This is a genomic window from Klebsiella sp. F11, assembly GCF_056712265.1.
This window is the reverse complement of the sequence record NZ_CM160060.1, coordinates 4,385,127-4,411,031: the sequence shown is the minus strand read 5'-3', so window position 1 is coordinate 4,411,031 and position 25,905 is coordinate 4,385,127. Positions and strand designations below refer to the sequence as shown.

General features: G+C 58.0%; 24 protein-coding genes. 13 read left to right on the top strand and 11 right to left on the bottom strand.

Translation table 11 applies throughout. The annotated features are described in order from the left end of the window. Positions 1-52 precede the first annotated feature (52 nt). Entirely contained in the window at positions 53-1,483 is a 1,431-nt protein-coding gene (gene phoA / locus AC1M2H_RS21730; protein ID WP_480149010.1) for an alkaline phosphatase, read from the top strand. Between the two features lie 91 nt (positions 1,484-1,574). Then, on the top strand, positions 1,575-1,895 hold the full coding sequence (locus AC1M2H_RS21725; protein WP_480149009.1) for a PsiF family protein: 321 nt from the start codon (positions 1,575-1,577) through the stop codon (positions 1,893-1,895). Between the two features lie 44 nt (positions 1,896-1,939). Here AC1M2H_RS21725 and proC read toward each other — a convergent pair whose 3' ends face one another. Beyond that, a complete protein-coding gene (gene proC, locus AC1M2H_RS21720) occupies positions 1,940-2,749 on the bottom strand; it encodes a pyrroline-5-carboxylate reductase (protein ID WP_426812908.1) in 810 nt (269 codons plus the stop codon). Between the two features lie 115 nt (positions 2,750-2,864). On the opposite strand from proC, the gene AC1M2H_RS21715 reads away from it, so the two are divergent. Further along, a complete protein-coding gene (locus AC1M2H_RS21715; RefSeq protein WP_480149008.1) occupies positions 2,865-3,317 on the top strand; it encodes a YaiI/YqxD family protein in 453 nt (150 codons plus the stop codon). A gap of 1 nt (position 3,318) precedes the next feature. Here AC1M2H_RS21715 and AC1M2H_RS21710 read toward each other — a convergent pair whose 3' ends face one another. Beyond that, on the bottom strand, positions 3,319-4,008 hold the full coding sequence (locus AC1M2H_RS21710) for a DUF2076 domain-containing protein (RefSeq protein WP_480149007.1): 690 nt from the start codon (positions 4,006-4,008) through the stop codon (positions 3,319-3,321). Between the two features lie 335 nt (positions 4,009-4,343). On the opposite strand from AC1M2H_RS21710, the gene aroL reads away from it, so the two are divergent. From aroL to ppnP, 4 genes are all read left to right on the top strand, one after another. After that, a complete protein-coding gene (gene aroL / locus AC1M2H_RS21705) occupies positions 4,344-4,874 on the top strand; it encodes a shikimate kinase AroL (protein ID WP_480149006.1) in 531 nt (176 codons plus the stop codon). 114 nt (positions 4,875-4,988) lie between these two features. Beyond that, positions 4,989-5,180 carry a YaiA family protein gene (locus tag AC1M2H_RS21700; RefSeq protein ID WP_426812905.1) on the top strand — a complete coding sequence of 64 codons (192 nt, stop codon included), beginning with the start codon at positions 4,989-4,991 and terminating at the stop codon, positions 5,178-5,180. Between the two features lie 340 nt (positions 5,181-5,520). After that, the gene (locus AC1M2H_RS21695) at positions 5,521-6,198 is read left to right on the top strand and encodes an AroM family protein (protein WP_480149005.1); all 678 of its coding nucleotides are present in this window, start codon (positions 5,521-5,523) and stop codon (positions 6,196-6,198) included. Positions 6,199-6,365: 167 nt separating this feature from the next. After that, entirely contained in the window at positions 6,366-6,650 is a 285-nt protein-coding gene (ppnP, locus tag AC1M2H_RS21690) for a pyrimidine/purine nucleoside phosphorylase (protein WP_095094295.1), read from the top strand. Positions 6,651-6,731: 81 nt separating this feature from the next. Here ppnP and rdgC read toward each other — a convergent pair whose 3' ends face one another. Continuing rightward, positions 6,732-7,643 carry a recombination-associated protein RdgC gene (gene rdgC / locus AC1M2H_RS21685; protein WP_095097903.1) on the bottom strand — a complete coding sequence of 304 codons (912 nt, stop codon included), beginning with the start codon at positions 7,641-7,643 and terminating at the stop codon, positions 6,732-6,734. A gap of 91 nt (positions 7,644-7,734) precedes the next feature. On the opposite strand from rdgC, the gene mak reads away from it, so the two are divergent. Continuing rightward, entirely contained in the window at positions 7,735-8,640 is a 906-nt protein-coding gene (gene mak / locus AC1M2H_RS21680; RefSeq protein WP_480149004.1) for a fructokinase, read from the top strand. Positions 8,641-8,706: 66 nt separating this feature from the next. Here the strand turns inward: mak and sbcC are convergent, their stop codons facing one another. Together sbcC and sbcD are read right to left on the bottom strand one after the other, a co-directional pair. Continuing rightward, positions 8,707-11,841 (bottom strand): exonuclease subunit SbcC, encoded by a 3,135-nt coding sequence (gene sbcC / locus AC1M2H_RS21675; RefSeq protein WP_480149003.1) that lies wholly within the window; start codon positions 11,839-11,841, stop codon positions 8,707-8,709. Next, positions 11,838-13,040 (bottom strand): exonuclease subunit SbcD, encoded by a 1,203-nt coding sequence (sbcD, locus tag AC1M2H_RS21670; protein WP_480149002.1) that lies wholly within the window; start codon positions 13,038-13,040, stop codon positions 11,838-11,840. Before sbcD ends, sbcC begins: the two co-directional genes overlap by 4 nt. Before the next feature lie 181 nt (positions 13,041-13,221). Between sbcD and phoB the strand changes: the two genes are divergently transcribed. From phoB to malZ, 5 genes are all read left to right on the top strand, one after another. Then, on the top strand, positions 13,222-13,911 hold the full coding sequence (gene phoB, locus AC1M2H_RS21665) for a phosphate response regulator transcription factor PhoB (RefSeq protein WP_133596364.1): 690 nt from the start codon (positions 13,222-13,224) through the stop codon (positions 13,909-13,911). A 21-nt stretch (positions 13,912-13,932) separates the two neighbouring features. Continuing rightward, complete coding sequence (gene phoR, locus AC1M2H_RS21660; protein ID WP_480149001.1) at positions 13,933-15,228, top strand: phosphate regulon sensor histidine kinase PhoR; 1,296 nt, start codon at positions 13,933-13,935, stop codon at positions 15,226-15,228. Positions 15,229-15,635: 407 nt separating this feature from the next. Then, a complete protein-coding gene (gene brnQ / locus AC1M2H_RS21655; RefSeq protein ID WP_480149000.1) occupies positions 15,636-16,955 on the top strand; it encodes a branched-chain amino acid transporter carrier protein BrnQ in 1,320 nt (439 codons plus the stop codon). Positions 16,956-17,077: 122 nt separating this feature from the next. Then, the gene (gene proY / locus AC1M2H_RS21650) at positions 17,078-18,451 is read left to right on the top strand and encodes a proline-specific permease ProY (RefSeq protein WP_480148999.1); all 1,374 of its coding nucleotides are present in this window, start codon (positions 17,078-17,080) and stop codon (positions 18,449-18,451) included. Between the two features lie 162 nt (positions 18,452-18,613). Next, entirely contained in the window at positions 18,614-20,437 is a 1,824-nt protein-coding gene (malZ, locus tag AC1M2H_RS21645) for a maltodextrin glucosidase (protein WP_480148998.1), read from the top strand. A gap of 199 nt (positions 20,438-20,636) precedes the next feature. Here malZ and fba read toward each other — a convergent pair whose 3' ends face one another. The 6 genes from fba to AC1M2H_RS21615 form a co-directional block, all read right to left on the bottom strand. Continuing rightward, on the bottom strand, positions 20,637-21,497 hold the full coding sequence (gene fba, locus AC1M2H_RS21640) for a class II fructose-1,6-bisphosphate aldolase (RefSeq protein ID WP_480148997.1): 861 nt from the start codon (positions 21,495-21,497) through the stop codon (positions 20,637-20,639). Between the two features lie 29 nt (positions 21,498-21,526). After that, a complete protein-coding gene (locus tag AC1M2H_RS21635) occupies positions 21,527-22,489 on the bottom strand; it encodes a carbohydrate kinase family protein (protein ID WP_480148996.1) in 963 nt (320 codons plus the stop codon). Between the two features lie 66 nt (positions 22,490-22,555). Next, a complete protein-coding gene (locus AC1M2H_RS21630) occupies positions 22,556-23,947 on the bottom strand; it encodes a PTS ascorbate transporter subunit IIC (RefSeq protein WP_480148995.1) in 1,392 nt (463 codons plus the stop codon). A gap of 20 nt (positions 23,948-23,967) precedes the next feature. Continuing rightward, entirely contained in the window at positions 23,968-24,255 is a 288-nt protein-coding gene (locus AC1M2H_RS21625; protein WP_426812894.1) for a PTS sugar transporter subunit IIB, read from the bottom strand. 5 nt (positions 24,256-24,260) lie between these two features. Then, positions 24,261-24,704 carry a PTS sugar transporter subunit IIA gene (locus AC1M2H_RS21620; protein ID WP_480152006.1) on the bottom strand — a complete coding sequence of 148 codons (444 nt, stop codon included), beginning with the start codon at positions 24,702-24,704 and terminating at the stop codon, positions 24,261-24,263. Between the two features lie 441 nt (positions 24,705-25,145). Further along, on the bottom strand, positions 25,146-25,748 hold the full coding sequence (locus AC1M2H_RS21615; protein WP_004858569.1) for a peroxiredoxin: 603 nt from the start codon (positions 25,746-25,748) through the stop codon (positions 25,146-25,148). Between the last annotated feature and the right edge of the window lie 157 nt (positions 25,749-25,905).

The following is a 25,905-nucleotide window of genomic DNA, read 5'->3' as shown; positions in this document are numbered from 1 at the left end:
GTCACATTGCTTTTATAAAGTCTCCCTCGTTTTGTTTTTTAAGTATTTTTACATGGAGACGACAAAAGTGAAATTAAGCGCCCTCTTTATTGCCCTGCTGCCTCTGCTGGCATCCCCGGTTATTCATGCTGATACCCCGTCCACTCCGGCTCTGGATAATCGTGCCGCTCAGGGAGATATCTCCGTTCCCGGCGGCGCGCGTCGTTTAAGCGGCGACCAAACCGCCGCATTACAGGCCTCACTAATCAACAAGCCAGCGAAGAATATTATTTTGCTGATTGGTGACGGAATGGGGGATTCAGAAATTACCGCTGCGCGCAATTATGCCGAAGGCGCGGGCGGCTTCTTCAAGGGTATTGATGCGCTGCCGCTAACCGGTCAGTACACCCATTATTCTCTGGATAAGAAAACCGGCAAGCCGGATTATGTGACCGATTCCGCCGCGTCCGCGACGGCGTGGACCACCGGCGTCAAAAGCTATAACGGCGCGCTGGGCGTCGATATCCACGAAAAAGATCATCAGACTATTCTTGAGTTGGCGAAAGCCGCCGGCTTTGCTACCGGCAACGTCTCTACCGCCGAACTGCAGGACGCCACGCCCGCCGCGCTGGTGGCGCACGTGACTTCACGTAAATGTTACGGCCCCAGCGTCACCAGCGAAAAATGTCCGGGCAACGCGCTGGAAAAAGGCGGCAAGGGCTCGATTACCGAGCAGCTGCTGAACGCCCGCGCCGACGTAACTCTTGGCGGCGGGGCAAAAACCTTCGCCGAAACCGCCACCGCCGGCGAATGGCAGGGTAAAACGCTGCATGATCAGGCGCTCGCCCGCGGCTACCAGATTGTCACCGACGCCGCTTCGCTGGCCGCGGTCGGCGAAGCCAACCAGGGCAAACCGCTGCTGGGGCTCTTTTCTGACGGTAATATGCCGGTACGCTGGGAAGGGCCTAAAGCCTCCCTGCATGGCAATATCGACCAGCCGGCGGTGAGCTGCACGCCGAACGCGAAGCGTGACGCCTCGGTGCCGACGCTGGCGCAGATGACGGAGAAAGCCATCAGCCTGCTGAGCAGCAATGAAAAGGGCTTCTTCCTGCAGGTTGAAGGCGCCTCCATCGACAAACAGGATCACGCGGCGAACCCGTGCGGCCAGATTGGCGAAACCGTCGATCTTGACGAAGCGGTGCAAAAAGCGCTGGAGTTCGCCAAAAAAGACGGCAACACCCTGGTGGTGGTGACCGCCGACCACGCGCACTCCAGCCAGATTATCCCGGCTGATGCTAAAGCCCCGGGCCTGACTCAGGCGCTGACCACGAAAGACGGTTCGGTGATGGTGATGAGCTACGGTAACTCCGAGGGCGAGTCGATGGAGCATACCGGGACGCAGCTGCGCATCGCCGCCTATGGCCCGCACGCCGCGAACGTGGTAGGTTTAACCGATCAGACCGACCTGTTCTATACCATGAAAGATGCCCTGGGTCTGAAATAGGCCGGTGCCGGCGGCGAATTTCTGCCGCCGGCTGGTTTTTTTGCCGGCAGCGACCAGACTTACAGGGATTGACTCACAAAAGGATGGTGCAATGAAAATAATATTACCTGTAGCCCTATTGTTTGGTTTGGTCTTTGCTACGGCGGCGAGTGCCGCGGAAAAAACGCCGACTCCCCAGCAGCAAAAAATGACGGTCTGTAACAAAGATGCGTCGGCGAAAGCGCTGAAAGGGGATGAGCGTAAAGCGTTCATGAGCAGCTGTCTGAAGAAAGGTGCGCCGGCTTCGGAGAGTAAAGGGCTAACGCCTCAGCAGCAGAAAATGGGCGAGTGTAACGGCCAGGCGACCCAGCAGTCGCTGAAAGGGGACGATCGTAAGAAATTTATGAGCGCCTGCCTGAAAAAACAGGGGTAGTGGAAGCGGGTGAGGCCTGGCCTCACCCGCGATTATGCCGGGCTTCAGGAGCGGCTGAGCTTCTCTGATTTTTCCATGCATTTCACCATCGCTTCGATCACCGCCGAACGGAAGCCTTTCTCTTCCAGCACCCGAACCGCCTCGATAGTTGTTCCACCCGGCGAGCACACCATATCCTTCAGCGCGCCCGGATGCTCTCCGCTTTCCAGCACCATTTTCGCCGAGCCCATCACCGCCTGGGCGGCAAACTTATAGGCCTGGGCCCGCGGCATGCCGCCGAGCACGGCGGCATCGGCCATCGCTTCGATAAACATAAACACGTAGGCCGGCGCCGAGCCGCTGACGCCGACTACCGGATGGATCATCGCCTCAGCGATAATCTCAGCCTGGCCGAAGCAGCGGAAAATGGTAAGAATTTCAGCGGTCTCTTCGCTGGTGACCAGCGCGTTCGGCGTGACGGAGGTCATGCCCGCGTTGACCAGCGACGGCGTGTTGGGCATGGCGCGGACGATCTTGCGATCGTGTCCCAGCGCGCGCGCGAGCTGATCGAGGGTGACGCCCGCCGCGATGGAGACCACCAGAGAATCTTTATTCAGGCTGGAGGCGACGTCGCTCAGCACTTTAACCATGATCCCCGGCTTCACGGCGCCGAACACAATATCCGCGATCTGCGCAACGTCCTGGGCGCTCTGCGCCGCGTTGATACCGTACTGGTCGCGTAGGGCCGCCACTTTATCCGGCGACGGGGTGTAGACCCAAATTTGACCCGGCTGAACCTGCCCGCTGGCGATCAGGCCGCCGAGAATGGCCTTTCCCATATTACCGCAGCCGATAAAGCCAATTTTCTTCTCCATCACCCTTCTCCTGTGCCTGTTTTGTCTTGAGCTACCTAGCTTATCACTCCGGAGCTTTCCCGGGGGACAAAAGCAGGTGACAATAATAGCCCCTTTTTCGTCAACAGGAGCTGGAATGGCCATTTGGGTTGATGCGGACGCCTGTCCAAACGTGATTAAAGAGATTTTGTTTCGCGCCGCCGAGCGCACGCAAACGCCGATGACGCTGGTGGCAAACCAGGCGCTGCGGGTGCCGCCGTCGCGCGTTATTCGTACCCTGCGCGTGCCGCAGGGCTTTGATGTTGCCGATAACGAAATCGTTCGCCTGTGCGAGCCGGGCGATCTGGTCATTACCGCCGATATTCCGCTGGCCGCCGAAGTGCTGGCCAAAGGCGGCGCGGCGCTCAATCCGCGCGGCGAGCGCTACAGCGAGGCCACCATTCGCGAGCGCCTGACAATGCGTGATTTTATGGAGACGATGCGCGCCAGCGGCGTGCAAACCGGCGGCCCGGATTCCCTATCGCAGCGCGACCGGCAGCAGTTTGCCGCCGCGCTGGAGAAGTGGCTGATGGAGACGAAGGGTCGGTAGCCTAAACCCAGCTATCGTCGTCGCCGATATCGTCATCGCCGAAGCCGGCGTCGAAGTCGGAGCTGTAGGTGTTATCCGCAAGGAACTGATTATCATCCTGGCGGAAGGGATCGTCCGACGCGCCGCTGTCCGCCGCCTGCGCGAAGTCAGCCTGCGGCTGCTCTTCGATGATATTGACGATCTCCTGCGGATGCGAGCCGCTGAACATATTGGTCAGCATGTTGCCGAGCACCACGCCTCCCGCCACGCCTGCGGCGGTCTGGAGCGCGCCGGCCATAAAGCCGCCGCCGCGAGCCGCCTGAGGCGCGTAGTTCTGCTGCTGCATCTGCGGGGCATACTGCGGCTGCCCGCGACCATACTGCTCCGCGCCCGGAATCGGGTCGGAGCCGCGCGGCTGCGACTGCGGCTGGCCGCCGCCGAACAGTCCGGCGAGAAATCCGCCGCTGCTCGGTTTTGCCGCCTGCAGCTGCGTCACCTGGCCTTCCAGCACCTGGATACGATCGTTGAGCCGCTTAATCGCCGCTTCCTGAATCAGGATCGTTTGCGCCATGTAGTAGGGGGCGGCCGGCTGCTCCTTGATGTGCTGCGCAATCCGCTCCTCGGCGCTGGCATCGCGCGAGGCGCTCTGCGTCCCGGCCTCTTTGAGTCGGGAAAACAGCCCATCAATAAGGCGTTGTTCTTCAGATTGCATGGTACATTCCTCTGTCACACTGATAAATTACGGTCAGAGTGCGTCCGGGCTGCCCATGTTGTAAATATGTTGCAGCGTAAAGCTTTGCATAAATGTGTTACCGTTTACGCCAGCCAGCGGCTGAAAAATAATCCCTGAGCCGAGGTAAATCTGGCACAACATTTAATGCAATGATAAGTTTACATGCAAAATCCCTTTACTCCCTGTGAAGAAAGGGTGTGCCTGATGATTTGTAACGTTTATTTTACGCTTATCGTGACGCCGCTTCGCAGGTATCATTGCTCATTTTTCGTATTCATTTTCCCGCAAAATGCGGAACCAGAGGGTCTTCGGTAATGACACAGCCAATCTATCTCATCGGTCCACGCGGTTGCGGTAAAACGACGATCGGCCACGCGCTGGCGCGGGCGCGTAATTACCAGTTTACCGATACCGATCATGCCCTGCAGGCGCATGAGCAGCGTACGGTCGCGACGATCGTTGAGCAGGAGGGCTGGGATCGCTTTCGCGAGCTGGAGTCGCAGGCGCTAAAAGCGGCCACCCAGCCGGGAACGGTAATTGCGACCGGCGGCGGCATTGTGCTCGTCGAGGAGAATTGTCAGTTTATGCGCGAAAACGGCGTGGTTTTCTATCTCCAGGCCTCGGTATCCGCGCTGATTGACCGTCTTGAGGCCTATCCGAAGACCGAACAGCGTCCGACGCTGACCGGCAAACCGATTCGCGATGAAGTGGGTGAAGTGCTGGCGCAAAGAGAGGCGCTGTACCGGGATACCGCGCACCATATTATCGATGCGAGCGCCGGGCCGGATGAGGTAGTCGGACAGATCGTGGCGGCGCTGCAGAGCGCCTGTACGGTCGATAATTAATCCTGCCGGGGTGGCGAAAGCGGCGGGTAGCGAAGCGAGTTAGGACTTTACCTGGGGTAAACAGAGCGCGGCTCTCTATACTTTATGGTTCGTACGGTAAAAGAGGGAAGAGCTATGCCAGACCGACCGCCATATCCGCGAAAAGCGCGCGTTGTCGCCGTTGAGAAAGGTCAAAAGGGCCAGACCGAGACCTGGTACCAACTCCGCGCCGATTATCCCACCCCCGATTCGCTGATTAGCGAACATCCCGTCGAGAGCGAAGCGCTGGATGCCAAACGGCGCTATGAGGATCCTGACAAATCGTAACCCTTCTTCTGCGCTATCGCCTGTCAGCGCAACCGCTGGCAGGTATTTTAGATTTCGCACAGGATTGCGTCCCCCGCTGATTTACGCCCCCGTGCGCCGATCTGTTTTTCTCAGCCGGAGGACAAAACCGGACATCCGTCACATTTTTAATTCATCACGCATACTAATGAATACCTAAGGTGCGGATTTTTCAGGAGGGTCCCTAAAGCATCGGCAATCTTTACACTCTACTGGCGCGCTAAGCTGCTACGCTTCTGGACGGTTGATTTTTAGCCAGCGAGGGGGCGGATATTATGCGGTAAGCCTGTGCCGAAGGCGTGGAAGTGAAAAGGTAGATGATATGAGTACAACGATGGCTATTTTAACCGTTGGCGTGGTGCCGGTGGCGGAAGTTCTGCCGCTTTTAACCGAACATATCAGGGAAGAGCAGATCACGCATATTAGCCTGTTAGGTAAAATGACGCGCGAAGAGGTGATGGAGGATTATGCCGTTGACCCCGACGACGAGCGCCTGCTTACCTTACTGAATGACAACCGGATGGCCGAGGTCTCACGGTGGAAGATCGAACGTGATTTAAAGCACCTTATCGCGGTGCTCGACCGGCAGGAGTATGACGTCATCCTGCTGTTGAGCTTCGATATGCTCAGCGGATTTACGGCGCGCAACGCCATTCTGCTGGAGCCGCAGAGGATTATCCCGCCGCTGGTGGCGTCGATTGTCGACGGTCATCAGGTGGGAGTCATCGTTCCCGTCGCGGACGCTCTGCCATTGCAGCAGCAAAAATGGCTGTCGCTGAACAGCGCGCCGTACTACGCGCTGGCGAATCCGGTTAGCGGCAGCGATAGCGATTTGCTCGATGCCGGAAAGGCGCTGCTGGAGCAGGGCGCCGACGTGCTGGTGCTGGACTGCCTCGGCTACCATCAGCATCACCGGGACGTGCTGCAAAAGGCGCTGGACGTGCCGGTTCTGCTGTCTAACGTACTGGTTTCGCGGCTGGCGGCAGAGCTTTTGGTTTAAGCCGTTTTGCGGCTGCGCGTATTTCGATGAGCCCTGACCGGCGGGCAAACGCCGCCGGCTCGGTCGTCCCGCGTCACAGGCCAGGCATTAGGCGTTAATTTTACGTGACAGAAACGAGGAGCGCCCCCTATATTGAGGTTTCAACAAAAGATCATAAGGGCTTGTTTATGCTTCAAAGTAATGAATACTTCGATGGAAAAGTGAAATCGATCGGTTTCACCAGCAGCAGTACTGGCCGCGCGAGCGTGGGCGTGATGGCGGAAGGGGAATATACCTTTGGCACCGCACAGCCGGAAGAGATGACCGTGGTCAGCGGGGCGCTGAACGTTTTGCTGCCAGGGGAAACCGAGTGGAAAGTCTATGCCGCCGGTGAAGTATTCAACGTTCCTGGCAGCAGCGAGTTCCATCTGCAGGTTGCTGAGCCAACGTCCTATCTGTGCCGCTATCTGTAATTCAGATTCTGTCATCCTGCCGCTACGCGGCAGGATGACGATCCGCGTAATCGATTGATTCTGCGGATCTCATTCAGCTGATTAGCGCTGGGCCTCGCCGCCCAGACCCTCCACCAGATTCTGGATCAGCGCCGCCAGTTCGCCGGTCATCAGAATAAAGTCGGCGTCAAAGCGCTGGGCAAAATCTTCCCGATCGATATCTTCGTTCTGATCGCGCAGTTCGTCACAGAACTTCAGGCGCTTGATCGAGCCATCGTCGCACATCAGGAACTGAATGCGCTGCTGCCAGTCGAGGGCCAGCTTGGTGACCACCTTCCCGGCCTCAATGTGCACGGCGATTTCGTCGCTGACCAGATCCTGTTTCTTCGCGCGGATCACGCCGCCATCTTCCAGCATGGCCTTCAGCTCGGCTTCATCCAGCAGCTGGAAGCCCTGCGCCACGGTGCCGGAGCGCACCCATTCGGTGAGCGTCAGTTCGATCGGGTTTTCCAGCGCCAGCGGGACAACCGGCAGCGATCCTAAGGTTTTGCGCAGCAGAGCCAGCGTATCTTCCGCTTTTTTGGCGCTGGCGCAGTCCACCATGATCAGACCGTTGACGGTGTCGATCCACATCATGGTCTGGCTGAAGCGGCTGAAAGCGCGCGGCAGCAGCGAGTGCAGTACTTCGTCTTTCAGCGAATCTTTTTCGGTTTTCTTCAGCTTACGGCCCTGTTCGGCTTCCAGCTTGAAGATCTTCGCTTCCAGCGCCTGTTTGATCACCGGCGATGGCAGGATCTTTTCTTCTTTGCGCGCGCAGATAACGATCTGGCCGTTTGTCGTATGCGTCAGCGCGTCGCTGTGCGATCCCATCGGCGACACCCAACCGGTTTTTGCCATATCCTGGCTACCACAAGGCGTAAACGTCAGCTCGGCCAGCTGTTTTTCCATCTCCTCGGCGCGCAAGGAAATGTCGCGGCTGAGACGGTAAACCATTAAATTTTTGAACCACAGCATGATAATTTCCACGGCTTTATCGTTAAATCCAGCGGGCATGATAGCGAATTGTCGCTATGCTTGCATTGTTAATCGGGGAGAGGAGCTTACAGTGCGTATTGGTATTGATTTAGGCGGCACGAAAACGGAAGTCATTGCCCTGAGCGATAAGGGAGAGCAGCTGTTTCGCCACCGTTTGCCGACTCCGCGGGATGATTACCGGCAAACGATAGAAAATATTGCCGCCCTGGTCGATATGGCAGAGCAGGCGACCGGAGCGCGCGGCAGCGTTGGCGTGGGGATCCCCGGTTCGATTTCCCCCTATACCGGCGTGGTGAAAAACGCCAACTCCACCTGGCTCAACGGCCAGCCGTTTGATAAGGACCTGAGCCGGCGGCTGAATCGCGAAGTGCGGCTGGCGAATGACGCCAACTGCCTGGCGGTGTCGGAAGCGGTGGACGGCGCCGCGGCCGGCGCGCAGACCGTATTCGCGGTGATTATCGGCACCGGCTGCGGCGCCGGCGTGGCGTTTAACGGCCGTTCGCATATTGGCGGCAACGGCGCCGCCGGCGAGTGGGGGCATAACCCGCTGCCGTGGATGGACGAGGACGAGCTGCGCTATCGCGCGGAGGTCCCGTGCTACTGCGCAAAGCAGGGGTGTATCGAAACCTTTATCTCCGGTACCGGCTTTGCCACCGACTATCGGCGACTGGGCGGCCAGCCGCTCAAAGGCAGCGAGATCGTGCAGCGAGTTAGCGAGCAGGACCCGCTGGCGGAACTGGCGCTGAGTCGCTACGAGATGCGGCTGGCGAAGTCGTTGGCTCATGTGGTGAATATCCTCGACCCGGACGTGATCGTCCTCGGCGGCGGCATGAGCAACGTCGAGCGCCTGTACCAGACGGTGCCTGCGCTGGTGAAACCGTGGGTGTTTGGCGGCGAGTGCGAAACGCCGATCCGCAAAGCGCTGCACGGTGACTCCAGCGGCGTGCGCGGCGCGGCCTGGCTGTGGCCGCTGTAGGCGGCTGAGGAGAGACTCGTCGTTCCGCTCTCCCGGCGGCGTGCTGCCGGGAAGCCGGGCGGAGCTTTACTCCACCGCGTAGGCCTTATCGAGACGGCTGTATCCCAGGCCGTTGATTTTCTTTACCTTGATCTGCACGGGGATGCGCTCTTTCATTGCTTCGACGTGGCTAATCACGCCGATCGCCTTGCCGCTGGCGTTGAGGGCATCCAGCGCGTCCAGCGCGGTATCCAGCGTTTCGCTATCGAGCGTGCCGAATCCTTCGTCAAGGAACAGCGAATCAATGCGCGTTTTATGACTCACCAGATCGGATAGCGCCAGCGCCAGCGCAAGGCTGACGAGGAAGCTTTCGCCGCCGGAAAGGGTGCGGGTATCGCGCACCGCATCCGCCTGCCAGGTATCGACCACCTCCAGCTCCAGCGCTTCGCTGGCCTTGCGCTGCAGCTGATAGCGGCCGTGCAGGCGGTTGAGCTGATGGTTCGCCAGCCAGACAAGGTTATCCAGCGTCAGCCCCTGGGCAAATTTACGGAATTTATCGCCCTCTTTGGAGCCAATCAGCGAATTGAGCCACGCCCAGTCCTCCAGCTGCCGCGCGGCGAGCGCAATCTCCTGCTGCAGCGCCTGCTGGCGCTGCTGATTCTCGGCATTCTGCTTCAGCTGCTGGCGGATCTCCCCCTGGCGGGTACTATTTTCCCGCAGCAGCAGAGCCAGCTGCCGTAGGCGAGCCTCAATCTCTTCTATCGGCTGGGTGATGTCGGTATCCGCCGGCGGCTGCTGCCGATGCTGCGCCAGCGCCTCGCGGGCCCGCAGGGCGAGCGCGCTATTTTGCTGGAGCGTATTTTCCAGGGTTTGCCTGAGCTGCTCCAGCTGTCGACGAGTCTCCTCATCGAGCAGGGCGTCGAGAAACGCCTGCTGGTTGGTAAAGGGGCTGGCGGCGAGGGCGGCGGCAAACTGGCTCTTGGTTTCCGTCAGCTGCAGCTGCTGCTGGTTCTCCTGCTGGCCGAGGGTGCGCCACTGGCTCTGCAGCGCCAGGCAGTCGTCGTGCACCTGGCGCCAATCCTCAAGCGGCGCGGGCGAGACGTCCTCTTCCGCCTCCGGCAGCGTCTCCAGCAGGGGGATCAGCTGCTGCAGGCGCTCCTGCAGGGCGGCGGATTCGTCGCGTTTGGCCTGCCAGCCGCGGGTCTCCTCCTCGCGCTCGGCCAGCCAGGCCGTCGCCCGATCAGCCTCGGGCGCACTGAGGGCAAAGGCCGCGAGTTCCTTGTTGAGGGCGCTATGACGCTGCGCCAGCTCCTGCCGCAGCTGCTGTAGCTGCAGCTCGCACTCCTGCTGCTGGGTCTGCCAGGCCAGCCGCTGCTGATGCTGATACAGCTGCTGCTCCCGCTCCTGCTGGGCCTCCAGCCAGCCGGGAATATCATCCTCCGGCTGCAGGTCAATGCGCAGTTCGCCGGTGACGGCCTGCCACTGCGAGGTGAGCGCTTGCTCCTGCTGGCGCAGCGATTCTCGCTCCTCTTTTTGCTTAAGCTGTTGTTTCAACAGCGCATCCAGCTCGCCGCGCAGCTGGGCGCCTTCTTCCGCCAGCTGTTTCACCTCGCGCTCGAGGGTCTCGCGGCGGGCCTGATTAACGCCGGGCGTCAGCGCCCGATATTCGGCGACGGCCGGGTGTTCGCAGGAGCCGCACAGCGGGCAAGGCGCGCCGGGCTGTAGGCGCGCGCGCTCCTCTTCTAGTCCGGCAATCCGCGCCTCCAGCTCACAAATGACTTTCACATCGCTGAGCTGCTGACTTTTCTCTTTGTAGGCCTGGCGGCGCTGGGTCAGCGTTGTCTCCAGCTTCTCCTGCTCCTGGCGGCCGGCCTGCTCCGTCGTCTCCAGCTGATTAAGGCGCTGGCGCAGGGGCAGCAGGCGGCTATACAGGGCTGCCAGCAGCTGACGCCGCGGGCGGGCGGCGGCGTGGCGGGCAAGGTCGTCGCGCAGCCGATCGGCATCCAGCGCCAGCGTCGCCGGCGGCAGTTCGCCGAGCCGACGGCGGGTTTCCGCCAGCCGCTGCTCAAGCGCGGCCTGCTGCTGCGCGTCGCGCGCCTGCTGCTGGAACGCCGCCCGCCAGCCCGCCAGCGCATTGCCCCACTGACGGTAGCGGTCGTTGGCCTGCAGCCATTCGGCGAGCGATTGCTGCGCCTGCTGCAGCTGGCTCGTTTGCCGCTGCGCTGCGAGACGAATGCCCGCCCGTAGCCGCAGCCGGTCGTGTAAGCGAGTATTTACTTCTTCCACCTGACGGCGGGTCTGCGCCAGCGCGTCGGTCTGCTCCTGCTGCCGGGTCCACAGCGGACGCAGCCGATCGGCAGGCTGTGCCTGCTCCAGCGCCGCCAGCTGCGGCCGGGCCTGCTCCAGCGCCTGCTGCGCTTCGCGCAGTCGCGCCTGGGTCTGGCTCTCGTCGCGGCTAAGCTCTTGCTGGCGCAGCAGCCATTGCCGGGTATTTTGCTCGCGCGACTGTTCGGCGAGGCGCTGCTGTTCTTCAGCAGTAAGTGCTTGCAAACTTTGCTCCAGCGCCTGCTGTTGCTCATCGCTTAACAGCACAACGCCGGAGGCCTGGGCCTGCAGCTTTTCCAGCTCGCTGCGGGCGAGCTTATGCTTTTCAAACACCTGGGCGGAGATCTGACCGTAAATTTCGGTGCCGGTGAGTTCTTCCAGCAGCTCGGCGCGCTCTTTGGGTTTGGCGTTAAGAAAGGCGGCGAACTGGCCCTGGGAGAGGAGCATTGAGCGGGTAAAGCGGCCGTAATCGAGGCCGGTGAGCGAGGCGGTCATCTCCAGCTTGTCTTTGACTTTGTCGGCCAGGATTTGCCCATCGTCGCAGCGGGCCAGCTCGACGCGGGGCGCCTGCAGGTTGCCGTCGGGCTGGTTGCGCGCGCGGTTCTGGCTCCAGAAGGCGCGGTAGGAGGTGCCTTTGACCTCAAACTCAACTTCGGCCAGGCATTCGGCGGTATTGCGGGTCATCAGATCGTTTTGCGACTGCGAGACGCTGCTGAGGCGCGGCGTCTCGTGGTACAGCGCGAGACAGATAGCGTCCAGCAGGGTCGTTTTCCCGGCCCCCGTCGGCCCGGTGATGGCGAACAGCCCGTTGCTGGCGAAGGGTTCGGCGGTGAAGTCGATCTTCCACTCGCCCTTCAGCGAGTTAAGGTTTTTCAGGCGCAGGCTCAGAATTTTCACAGGTGCTCCTCACCGTTCAGGCTGTGCAGCGTTTCGTTAAACAGCTGCTCGAGGCGCTGCTGCTGTGGCTCTTCGAGGCTCTCCAGCGCCAGACGACGGGCAAAAACCTCTTCAACCCGCAGTTCGCTGAGGGTTTCCCGCCGCTCGCCGGCGAGGATGCGCTCGCGCTGGGCGCGGCTGCGGCGCACCAGCAGCACTTCCACCGGCAGCGCTTCGCAGCGGGTTTGAATCTGGCGCTGAATGTCGTGCAGATATTCGTCGCTGGTGATTTCAATATCCAGCCACGCGGCAGGCAGCTCCGCGTCGTCCTGCCAGCGGTCGAGCTGTTCGCAGATGCTGGCAAAATCGCCCTTTAGCACCGCCAGCGGCTGGACGACCGGCACCGTCAGAGGGCTAACGTCCGCCAGCCGGCCGTCGGTAAAGGTCACCAGATTGACGCTTTTACTCTTCCCGGTCTCATCGAAGCTCAGGGAGATTGGCGAGCCGCTGTAGCGGATATGCTCGTAGCCGCCGACGATCTGCGCCCGGTGGATATGGCCCAGCGCGATATAGTCGGCAGGGGGGAAATGGCTGGCCGGGAAGGCGTCGAGGGTGCCGATATAGATCTCGCGCACCGCATCGCTTTTGCTGGCGCCGACGGTGGTCAGGTGGCCGCTGGCAATAATCGGCAGCGGCCGGTCGCCGAGCAGGACGCAGGCCTGCTGGTACTGCTGCTGATAGTAGTCGCTGATGGCGGTGAGCAGCAGCTGCTGCTTTTCACCGCTGGAGTGCCCGGCCTGGCTGGTGACCAGCTCGCGGGGGCGCAGGAACGGGACCGGGCAGAATATCGCCCCCGGCGCGCCGTCGCGCAGCGGCAGAATGAAGGGGGCGTGGCCGGCGTTAGCCACGACAGTGGTTTTTAAAAAGGCCAGGATGTCGCGCGATTCATTCAGCGTGGCGACCGAGTCATGGTTGCCCGCCAGCACCACCAGCCGACAGCCGGTTTGCTGAAGCTGAACCACGAAGCGGTTATACAGCTCGCGGGCGTAGCTCGGCGGCGAGCCGGTATCAAAGATATCGCCGGCGACAATAATGGCATCGACCTCGTGCTCCTGGGCGCTGGCCAGCAGCCAGTCGAGAAAGGCCGCATGCTCAGCGGCGCGGCTTTTGCTGTAAAAGTTTTGTCCGAGATGCCAGTCAGAGGTGTGAATGATGCGCATAAATATTCCGTAGCCTGAGAGCGTTGCCGCCAGTATACCATTGACGGAAAGGGAGTTAAGTGCGTGTCACAATGCAAAATCCTCGATCGTCATACGACCTTTTTTTTCATAAATCTGTCACAAAACTGACGCATAATGGCGCCGCACTCTATACTGATGGCTAAAAAATACAGGGTAAATAATGGCGAGAAGAATTCTGGTCGTTGAAGATGAAGCTCCAATCCGTGAAATGGTCTGTTTTGTTCTGGAGCAAAACGGCTTTCAGCCCGTCGAGGCGGAAGATTTTGACAGCGCGGTGAACCAACTCAATGAACCCTGGCCCGATCTAATTCTCCTTGACTGGATGCTGCCGGGCGGGTCGGGTCTGCAATTTATTAAGCAGCTTAAGCGTGAGGCGATGACCCGCGATATTCCGGTGGTGATGCTGACCGCGCGCGGCGAAGAGGAAGATCGCGTTCGCGGCCTGGAGACCGGCGCCGATGATTACATCACCAAGCCTTTCTCGCCGAAAGAGCTGGTGGCGCGAATCAAAGCCGTGATGCGGCGAATCTCCCCGATGGCGGTGGAAGAGGTGATTGAAATGCAGGGGCTGAGCCTCGATCCCTCCTCCCACCGCGTGATGACCGGCGAAAACCCGCTGGACATGGGGCCGACCGAGTTTAAGCTATTACACTTCTTTATGACCCACCCGGAGCGCGTATACAGCCGCGAGCAGCTGCTGAATCACGTCTGGGGGACCAACGTGTATGTAGAAGACCGAACGGTAGACGTGCATATTCGCCGTCTGCGTAAAGCGCTGGAACAGAGTGGCCATGACCGGATGGTACAAACGGTTCGCGGCACGGGATATCGTTTCTCCGCTCGTTTCTGAATGTCGACAGGAGTGTGAACCGTGCTGGAACGGCTGTCATGGAAAAGGCTGGCGCTTGAGCTTTTCTTATGTTGTATCCCGGCCCTGATTCTCGGGGCGGTATTTGGTCATTTACCGTGGTTTTTACTGGCGGCGGTGACCGGACTTCTTATCTGGCATTTCTGGAATTTACTGCGTCTTTCGTGGTGGCTGTGGGTAGATCGCAGCATGACGCCACCGCCGGGAAGCGGCAGCTGGGAACCGCTGCTGTACGGCCTTCATCAGATGCAGATGCGTAATAAAAAGCGCCGGCGCGAGCTGGGCAGCCTGATCAAACGCTTTCGTAGCGGGGCGGAGTCGCTGCCCGACGCGGTAGTGCTGACCACGGAGGAGGGGGCAATCTTCTGGTGTAACGGCCTGGCACAGCAGATCCTCAATCTGCGCTGGCCGGACGACAGCGGGCAAAACATCCTTAATCTCCTGCGCTACCCTGAATTCGCCAACTACCTAAAAAGTAAGGATTTCAGCAAGCCGCTCAATCTGGTCCTTAATAACTCACGCCATCTGGAAATCCGCGTGATGCCCTACAGCGACAAGCAGATGCTGATGGTGGCGCGCGACGTGACGCAGATGCACCAGCTTGAAGGGGCGCGGCGCAACTTTTTTGCCAACGTCAGCCACGAGCTGCGCACGCCGCTAACGGTGCTGCAGGGGTATCTGGAGATGATGCAGGAGCAGGTGCTGGAAGGGGTGACGCGGGAAAAGGCCCTGCATACCATGCGCGAGCAAACCCAGCGCATGGAGGGGCTGGTTAAACAGCTGCTGACGCTGTCGCGTATTGAAGCGGCCCCGATTCTGGCGATGAACGACAAAATCGACGTGCCGATGATGCTGCGGGTTGTCGAGCGCGAGGCGCAAACCCTTAGCCAGAAAAAGCATATCCTGCACTTTGTGGTCGACGAGTCTTTGCAGGTTCTCGGCAATGAAGAGCAGCTGCGCAGCGCGATCTCAAATCTGGTGTATAACGCGATTAGCCATACTCCGGAGGGCACCGAGGTTACCGTCAGCTGGCAGAAAGCGCCGCACGGCGCCCTGTTTAGCGTCGAGGATAACGGCCCGGGGATCGCGCCCGAGCATATTCCGCGGCTCACCGAGCGCTTCTATCGCGTGGATAAAGCGCGCTCGCGGCAAACCGGAGGCAGCGGCCTGGGGCTGGCGATCGTCAAGCATGCGGTCAATCATCACGATAGCCGGCTGGATGTTGAGAGTACGCCCGGCAAAGGCACGCGGTTTAGCTTCCTGCTGCCGGAACGTTTAATTGCCAAAAAAAGCGGCTAGCCGCCGCGCTGTCAACATAACTTGTCAATGACCAGCTTCGGCTGGTCATTTTCGTTTGCAGTCAATTTTCCGCTGCGTAATTAACGAACGTTCGCTGCTTTTTTGTTCGCATGATTAGCCATATGTTTTCCTTAGTTATGGTCAATGGAGCTGGATGTATGTTAATACTTAGCATAATCATCTGCTTTTACGATCCCGCCTTGCTTTAAAACGTTATAAGCGTTTAAATTGCGCCCCAGCAGTCGTAGACAGACTGCTTTTGCGTGGTAATTCAAAAAACAATTCTTTCCCACGCCGCTTCGGGAGCATATATCGCTGAGTTTCCGGCAATAGCCGCTGTATCATCCCTATGGGAAGACACGGTATTTTCCGTTTAACACCACCACATCCACAGGCAGTATGAATTTATGACCCATCAGTTAAAATCTCGCGACATCATCGCGCTGGGCTTTATGACCTTCGCGCTGTTCGTCGGCGCAGGCAACATCATCTTCCCTCCCATGGTTGGTTTACAGGCTGGTGAACACGTCTGGACCGCCGCTATCGGCTTTCTGATCACCGCCGTGGGTTTACCGGTGCTGACGGTCGTAGCGCTGGCGAAAGTCGGCGGCGGCGTTGAAAGCCTGAGCACCCCGATTGGTAAAGTGGCGGGGATCCTGCTGGCCGTGGTCTGCTATCTGGCGGTGGGGCCGCTGTTCGCGACTCCGCGTACCGCGACGGTCTCCTTTGAGGTGGGCATTGCTCCGCTGACCGGCGACGGCGCGATGCCGCTGATGATTTACAGCGTTATCTATTTTGCCCTGGTGATCCTCGTTTCGTTATATCCCGGCAAGCTGCTGGATACCGTCGGCAATTTCCTCGCCCCGCTGAAAATCATTGCGCTGATTATTCTCTCCGTCGCGGCGATTATTTGGCCGGCGGGCCCGATCAGCAACGCGCTGGAAGCTTACCGTACCGCGCCGTTCTCAAACGGTTTCGTCAACGGCTATCTGACGATGGACACCCTCGGGGCGATGGTCTTCGGGATCGTCATTGTTAACGCCGCCCGCTCTCGCGGCGTCACGGAGGCGCGCCTGCTGACCCGCTATACCGTGTGGGCTGGCCTGATGGCGGGCGTCGGCCTGACGCTGCTGTACCTGGCCCTGTTCCGCCTCGGCTCCGACAGCGCGACCCTGGTCGATCAGTCGGCCAACGGCGCGGCGATTCTGCACTCGTACGTCCAGCACACCTTCGGCGGCGCGGGAAGCTTTATGCTGGCGGCGCTGATTTTCATCGCCTGCCTGGTGACCGCGGTTGGCCTGACCTGCGCCTGTGCGGAGTTTTTCGCCCAGTACCTGCCGCTCTCCTACCGTTCGCTGGTGTTTATTCTCGGCATCTTCTCGATGGCGGTCTCTAACCTCGGGCTGAGCCACCTGATTCAGATTTCGATCCCGGTGCTGACGGCTATCTATCCGCCCTGTATCGCACTGGTGGTATTAAGCTTTACCCGTAACTGGTGGCATAATTCGTCCCGCGTTATCGCGCCGGCCATGTTTATCAGCCTGATGTTTGGTATCATTGACGGCATTAAAACGTCGGCGTTTGCCGATTTGCTGCCGGCGTGGACCGCACGTCTGCCGCTGGCTGAGCAGGGGCTGGCCTGGCTGATGCCGACCGCCGTGATGGTGGTTCTGGCGGTGGTCTGGGATCGCGCCGTAGGACGTCAGGTGACATCCAGCGCGCACTAGCCGGCGTTTAAAATCAGTGTTAAACCACGGGACTTCAGGTCCCGTGGTTTTTTGTTTTTCAGGTAATCCTCTTTTGATCTTCGTCCGGCGAAGGCTAAAGGAGAAAAACGGCATGGAATACGATGGAAAGTAGTAACAAACTTAAGCGCGGGCTAAGTACCCGGCACATCCGCTTTATGGCGCTGGGTTCGGCAATTGGTACCGGCCTGTTCTACGGTTCGGCCGATGCGATTAAAATGGCCGGCCCGAGCGTGCTGCTGGCCTATATTATCGGCGGCGCGGCGGCGTACATTATTATGCGCGCGCTGGGCGAGATGTCGGTGCATAACCCCGCCGCCAGCTCATTTTCGCGCTATGCGCAGGACTATCTCGGCCCGCTGGCGGGCTATATCACCGGCTGGACCTACTGCTTTGAAATCCTGATTGTCGCCATCGCCGACGTGACGGCCTTCGGCATCTATATGGGCGTCTGGTTCCCGACGGTTCCGCACTGGATCTGGGTGCTCAGCGTGGTGCTGATTATCTGCGCCGTCAACCTGATGAGCGTGAAGGTGTTTGGCGAGCTGGAGTTCTGGTTCTCCTTCTTTAAAGTCGCCACCATTATCATCATGATTCTGGCCGGTTTCGGCATCATTATCTGGGGCATCGGCAACGGCGGCCAGCCGACCGGCATCCATAACCTATGGAGCAATGGCGGCTTCTTCAGCAACGGCTGGCTGGGAATGGTGATGTCGCTGCAGATGGTGATGTTCGCCTACGGCGGGATTGAGATCATCGGTATCACCGCCGGGGAAGCGAAAGACCCGGAGAAATCCATTCCGCGCGCCATTAACTCGGTCCCGATGCGTATTCTGGTGTTCTACGTAGGCACGCTGTTCGTGATTATGTCCATTTATCCGTGGAATCAGGTCGGGACTAACGGCAGTCCGTTCGTCTTAACCTTCCAGCATATGGGTATCGCTTTTGCCGCCAGCATCCTTAACTTCGTGGTGCTGACCGCTTCGCTTTCGGCCATCAACAGCGACGTATTCGGCGTCGGGCGCATGCTGCACGGCATGGCGGAGCAGGGCAGCGCGCCCAAAATGTTCGCCAAAACGTCGCGCCGCGGCGTGCCGTGGGTGACGGTGCTGGTGATGACCATCGCGCTGTTGTCCGCGGTCTACCTGAACTACATCATGCCGGAGAATGTCTTCCTGGTGATTGCTTCGCTGGCGACCTTTGCGACGGTGTGGGTGTGGATCATGATCCTGCTGTCGCAGATAGCCTTCCGCCGTCGTCTGCCGCCGGAAGAGGCGAAAGCGCTGAAGTTTAAGGTGCCGGGCGGCGTGGCGACCACGGCGGTAGGCCTGGCGTTCCTCGTCTTTATCATCGCGCTGATTGGCTACCATCCGGATACGCGTATCTCCCTGTACGTCGGCTTTGCGTGGATAGCGCTGCTGCTGGTCGGCTGGAAGCTGAAAACCCGCCGCGAGCGTCAGCTGGCGCAGGCGCGCTAAGCGGGCCGCTCTCCCGCCGGCTATGCGCGCGCTAGCCGGCGGGATATTTTCGCTTAAGCGATATCCTCCTCCGCTCTCCTCCCCCAATAATTCTGCCGATGATGAGTCATACGCATACGCGCTGTGGCAAGGTGTGCCCATTCTGTAAAGAGAGGAATAACGATGTTGAAGGCATGGCACCTGCCTGTTGCCCCGTTTATCAAGGAGCAGCAGGGACGACTCTTTATCACCCTGTGGGTTAGCGGCGATGAGCTGCCGCAGCGCGTTACGCTGCGTGCGGAAGAAGACAACGAAGAGCTTTCGCTGCCGATGCACCGCCTGCGCCAGGAGCCGCGGCCGGGCGTCGTCGCGTGGCGCGGAGAGATTAATCTTGCCAGCGGCCAGCCGCGTCGGCGCTATAGCTTCAAGCTGCTGTGGGCCGACCGGCAGCGCTGGTTTACCCCGCAGGGCTTTAACCGCTTCCCGCCAGCGCGGCTGGAGCAGTTTGCGGTCGATCTGCCGGATGGCGGCCCGCAGTGGGTTGCCGATCAGGTCTTTTATCAAATCTTTCCTGACCGCTTTGCGCGCAGCGAACCGCGCGCCGCCGATCAGGACCGGCCCTACCATCACCACGCTGCCGGACAGGATATCGTGCAGAAGCAGTGGGATGAACCGTTAACCGGCGAGGCGGGCGGCTCAACCTTCTACGGCGGCGATCTGGATGGTATCAGCGAGAAGCTGCCGTATCTCAAGCAGCTCGGCGTCACGGCGCTGTACCTGAATCCGGTGTTTGTTGCGCCGAGCGTGCATAAATACGATACCGAAGATTATCGTCGCGTCGATCCGCAGTTCGGCGGCGACGCCGCGCTGCTGCGCCTGCGGCACAATACGCAGCGGGAGGGGATGCGTCTGATCCTCGATGGCGTGTTCAACCACACCGGAGATTCGCACGTCTGGTTTGACCGCCACCAGCGCGGTAGCGGCGGCGCCTGCCACAGCGCGGATTCACCGTGGCGCGACTGGTTTACCTTTTCCCTTGAGGGCGAGGCGCATAGCTGGCTGGGCTACGCCAGCCTGCCGAAGCTGGATTACCGGTCGACCAGCCTGATTAACGAAATCTACGCCGGGGAAGACAGCATCGTGCGCCACTGGCTGAAAGCGCCGTGGAGCATGGACGGCTGGCGTCTGGACGTGGTGCATATGCTGGGTGAGGGCGGCGGGGCGCGTAATAATCTGCGCCATATTGCCGGTATAACCCAGGCGGCGAAGGAGACACAGCCGGAATCCTTTGTTTTTGGTGAACATTTTGGCGATGCGCGCCAGTGGCTGCAGGCCGATGTCGAAGATGCGGCGATGAACTATCGCGGGTTTACCTTCCCGCTGTGGGGCTTCCTGGCGAATACCGATATCTCTTACGATCCGCAGAAGATCGATGCGCAAACCTGCGCGGCGTGGATGGATAACTACCGCGCCGGGCTGTCGCACCAGCAGCAGCTGCGGATGTTTAACCAGCTGGATAGCCACGATACGGCGCGCTTTAAGTCGCTGCTGGGTAAGGACGTCGCGCGTCTGCCGCTGGCGGTGGTCTGGCTGTTCTGCTGGCCGGGAGTGCCGTGCATTTACTACGGCGATGAAGTGGGCGTTGACGGCAATAACGATCCTTTCTGCCGTAAACCCTTCCCGTGGGACCCGGCTTTACAGGATGCGACGCTGCTGGGCCTGTACAAACGGATGGCGAAGCTGCGCAAGGCGAACCAGGCGCTGCGCTACGGCGGCTGTCAGGTGATTTATGCCGAAGAAAACGTGGTGGTGTTTGCCCGGGTGTATAAAAATCAGCGCGTGCTGGTGGCTATCAACCGCGGCGAAGCCTGCGAAGTGGTGGTGGAGGATTCCCCGCTGCTGGACGTCGGCGAATGGCAGCTCAAAGAGGGCTGCGGGGCGCTGTATGACGGCGTGCTGACGCTTCCGGCCATCTCCGCCAGCGTCTGGTTTAGCCATCAGGGATAAAGCGGGTGTAGAAGCGGCCCGCCGCAGGGCCGCCTCGCGGGCAAAATCATCGACGCGAATTTGCGGCTGCTCGATTGGGAAACTGCCGTTGAGCGGCTGCGTTGTTTCCGCCAGCGGATAGCCGGGAGCGACAGCAAATACGTTAACCAGCCTCCGGCGCTATCCGGGGCTGGTTGTGCCCTGCAATGGCGTCGTCGGCCTAATAGCGGTTTTGTGAGCCAAATAGCTCGATGCGCCGCGCAATCATCTCGCGCACCGGCTTCAGCCCCTGATTGATCACTTTACGCGGGTCGTTCACGTCGTGGCCGGTATCGGCAGAAAACAGGGCCTTCACCTCCTGGCACCAGGCGTACATATTTTCGGTATTAACGTTAATTTTGGCCGTACCGCAGGCGATGGCCTTACGCATATCGTCGTCGGCAATACCCGTGCCGCCGTGCAGTACCAGCGGAACCTTAACCAACTCCGCGATGGCTTTCATCTCCGCAAATCCTAACTTTGCTTTGCCTTTGTACAGCCCGTGGGTCGAGCCTAGCGCCGCCGCCAGACAATCGACCTGGGTTTCGCTGACCAGGGTGTAGCACTCCTGCGGGTCGGCATAAATCACCGTCGAGTTGACGATCCCGTCTTCGCTTCCGGCAATGGTTCCCAGCTCGGCCTCAACCGAAATGCCTCGACTGTGCGCCAGCTCGACCAGATGGCGGGTGATGGCCAGGTTTTCGCTGAACGGCAGGTGCGAACCATCAAACATGATAGAGCTGAATCCGGCCTCAATCGCCGCTTCGCAGGCCTCCCGGGTGGTGCCGTGATCGAGATGCAGGGCGACCGGAATATCAATGTGTAAATAATCGATCGCGTTAACCACGATGTCATGAATACATTTCAATCCCAGCATATGCTTAACGGTGCCGCCGGAGACGCCTAAAATAACCGGAGAGCGCAGCTGTTGTCCGGTGCTTAATACAGCGCCGACCCATTCCAGATTATTAATATTGAATTGCCCTACGGCGTAACCGTTCCGCAGGGCATGCTGAAGCATGTCCTTCATAGAAACTAACATGATCACCTCTTGATATTGATTAACGAAAATTATTCACCAAAATATTGCGTTAAGTTCCTTTCGTAGTTATTTAACGAGTTATGGACGATGGCAAGGTCGGGCATGGATTCGCGTACGCCCTTTTTCTCAATAGAGATTGCCGCGGTCAGACTGGCAAACAAAATAATATTGTCGATATGCCACGAGTAGTGCACGCCATAGGTAAAGGCTCCGTGGAATACGTCCCCGGCGCCGGTGGTATCGACAACGTTGCACAGCCAGGCGGGAACAATTTGCAGCATGCCGTTTTTTAAAAATGCGCAGCCTTTTTCCCCCAGAGTAATAAAAGCGTCGCCGCGACAAATTTTATTTAGCTCGATTAGCGCCGCTTTAATTTCAGCTTCGGTAGCCAGCGCGCGATATCCCATATAGTCGCGGGCAAAATGTTCGCTAACAACAAAGTAATCGGTCCAGGCCGCCAGCTTAATATTGCTGGCGCGCAGCGAACCACCATCCATAACCACCCTGGCCGCCGGCAGTTTCTTTATAATATATTCACTGAGCTCCGCTTCGTGCCCATCAATTAATAACGTTACCGGCTCCTCTGACTCAATGAGCCGGGTGGCTAAATCATCAATTTTCAGCTTCTGGTCGTAGGTTAGCGAAGGCGGCGTCTGCATTTTGCGGGTAATAATCGTCCTTGAGCCCGTTAAGCGATTCACCAGCACCGATGCCAGAGGGGTGATCATTTCATCGGAGAAGACGACCTGGCTGGTATCGACCCCGGCCTCGGCAAACTCATCGATAATACGCTGACCATAGAGGTCCTTATTCAAGTGGCCAATGTAGTAAACATCTTCACCCCACAGGCCCAGCAGCCACGCCGCATTTGCTGCCGGGCCGCCGCCGCTCTCGATAAAGTCGTGGCAGAAATTTTTGGTATTCTCCTGCGGCCATTCGTTAAGAAAAAAGAACTGATCGAAACATGAAAACCCAATGGACAAGATAGCCATAACTACTCCTGATTATTTTGTCAGCTGCGGGAGGTAATCCCTTCCCGCAGGGAAAAATGAAACCGCTTATTCATTTTTCTTATCCGCTGTGAGCTCCTCATAGCTGAGGGTGTCACCGACCACGCGAACTGAACGGAAGCAGAACGGCACCAGCAGCGCGACCAGAAGCGCCAGGCAGATGAGATAAATCGTTATCTGCCCAAAGTGGGTGAATGCATTACCAATGATGATGCCCCAGACCGCGAAGTCGAAGTCGGCGAAGGTGCTGTTCTCAAAGCCGAGGCCACCCAGGGCCGGAAGCAGCATCGCCGGCAGGAAGGCAAGGAATATGCCGCCGATAAATGAGGCGATGACGCAGCCGCGTTTGCCGCCCAGCTTATCGGCAAAGACCCCGGACGTTCCGCCGCAGAAGAAGTGCGGCACCATGCCCGGGATAATCAGCGCCATGCCAAACGCGCCGAGGAAGAGCATGCCGACCAGGCCGCCGACGAACGAGCTGATAAACCCTACGACGACGGCGGTTGGGCTGAAGGTGAAGAAGACGGCGCAGTCGACGGCGGGGATGGAGTTTGGTATCAGCTTCTGGCTGATCCCCTGGAACGCCGGGACGAGATCGCCGAGGATCAGCCGCACGCCGTTGTAAACGATAGCGACGCCAACCGCGAACTGCAGGCCGGTAAGAATAGAGAAGATCAGCATATTCTGGTCGGTTATCGTGCGTAGGTACTCCGTGCCCGCGACGGCGCTGCAGACAAAGTAGATAACAAACATCACGATCCCGGTGGTGACCGTAGTGTCGCGCAGAAAGCCCCATTTCTCTGAGATTTCGGTATCGGCAAATGAATTTGCCGGGTTGCCGGTTTTCGTGGCGATCCAGGCCGAGATGTAGTAGCCCAGAGAGCCGAAGTGCCCCATCGCAATACCGCCATCTTCGGTAACCTGTTTGGTATAGCGTTGACCGATTGCCGGAGAAATCGCTGACCATGAGCCCAGCAGGAATCCGCCGATTAACACCAGCATCCAGCCGTGGAATTCTGCCGCCTGCAGCACCGCGGAGAACAGGCATGCCAGGAAGAAAGAGTGGTGTCCGGTAAGAAAAATATATTTGTACTTGGTGCAGCGGGCAATCAGCAGGTTAAAAATAAAGCCTAATAGCAAAATGCTCATGGTTTCCACGCCCAGCATTTTCTGCGCCACGGAAACGATGGCTTCGTTATTAGGGATTACCCCGCGAATATTAAATCCCGCTTCAATAATGCCGCCGAGAGGGTTGAGGTTTGCCACAATAACCCCTGCGCCGGCGCTTAACATCAAATAGCCTAATATTGGCTTTAAGGTTCCGGTAAGTAATTTATTGCCCGGGGAGCGCAGCGCCACTAAACCAACGAAGGCGATAATGCCCATCAGAAACGCGGGTTGACTAAATATTTCCGCTAAGAAGCTAAGAATAGCCTGCATGGTCGTTCCCTCAATAATGATTAAGAGTGAGTTGCAGCAATTTTGGTAAGTGCTTCAGTAATATCCTCAGCGATTTTTGCCTTATGCACATAGCTGCGAATAATGGCGACGTTGCAGCGTGCGGGAAACTGGCTTGCCAGCTCTTTTATTGTTACATAGAGGTCAGCCTTTTCTCCTACCGCGTTGGCAAAATCAACGGAAGCGACGTCGGCTTTAATTCCTAATTCATCGCATATTTTTTTGACATTATTCGCAGCCATTAATGAACTGCCAATACCGTTACCACAAACCGTTCTGATAACTAACATAATGACTACTCCATTTGCTTTTGGATGAAATGTAATACTGAATTGACGTCATTTTCTTGCTGTAGAAACGTGACAATATCTGACTCAATCAGCGAGGCTATTAGCTGGATCATTTTTATATGGCTATTCGCATCCGCCCCGGCGATGGCGATGATGACGTTCACCGGATCGAACTCCTCATGGCCAAAGACGATCGGCCGTTGGGTGGTGACTAAGGAAAAACCCGTTCGCCATGCGCCTTTTTCCGGCCGGGCGTGGGGCATCGCCAGGCCGTAGTCGATAACTATCGCCGGACCAAAATCCCGATACACCTCGACCATCGCATTAATATATTCCGGGCGACAAATATTTTGCCGGACAAGCAGCGTTCCGGCGCATTCGATCGCCTGCTCGGCTGTGGAAATATTCTGCTTAAGCGCAATTAATGTAGGGTTAAAAATAATATCCATCATCCGATCCTTAATGCGTTCATATTCCTGAATCAGATCATGAACAAAGATCTCAACAAAAATTATGGTCCAGATCACATATGGATTTTTAAATATTGAAGCCGATCACAGCGAAGGGATTGGGGGAATATTTTTCTCAAACGGATAATTTTTATTATATCGTTATATATCAATGGATTATGATTTTTTATTTTTTCGGGGAAGGAATAACATGGGGGAGGGAATGGGCCTGCGTCTTAATTTAAAATGAAAAAATGCAGCGCTTATCACAAATATCAGGGCGCTTTTTCAGCAAAGTTTGAACGGAGTTACAAAAAAAGGCGTACAGGGGGGCTTTTACCTCTTTACGGTATCCGCCGCCTGTTTCCAGCAGCCGCAAAGCCAGGCATAAAGCAACAAAAAAGGCTCGCGGTTGCGAGCCTTTTTATCAACGGCAGCCGATTACAGGCTGGAAACGTTCTCGGTCAGGTATTTAGCCACGCCTTCCGGAGAAGCGGCCATCCCTTCTTTGCCTTTTTCCCACTGCGCCGGGCACACTTCGCCGTGCTCTTCGTGGAACTGCAGCGCGTCAACCATACGCAGCATTTCGTCGATGTTACGCCCCAGCGGCAGGTCGTTAACCACCTGGTGACGAACAACGCCGTTCGCGTCGATCAGGAAGGAGCCGCGCAGCGCAACGCCTTCGTCCGGATGTTCGATACCGTAGGCTTTCTGGATTTCACGCTTGATGTCAGCAACCATCGCGTATTTAACCGGACCGATGCCGCCCTGGTCTACCGGGGTGTTACGCCATGCGTTGTGAACGAATTCGGAATCGAAGGAAACGCCAACAACTTCTACGCCGCGCTTCTGGAATTCTTCATAGCGTTTGTCAAAAGCGATCAGCTCAGACGGGCATACGAAAGTGAAGTCCATCGGCCAGAAGAACAGTACGGTTGCTTTACCGTTGGTGTGCTGTTTGAAGTTGAATTTCTCAACGATTTCGCCGTTACCTAAAACTGCTGCCGCGGTAAAATCCGGAGCCTGACGAGTTACCAGAACCATATGATTCTCCTGTTAATACTAAGGTTAATTGAAACGCAACGCGGGCAAGTATAGGGACAGGTTCATGCGAACTCAACGTGACGTTGACAATCAATGAGATAGGTTTTGCCTATCAATTTATATCGAAAAACGGTGTTCAGAATAGCCTTTCTGTGAG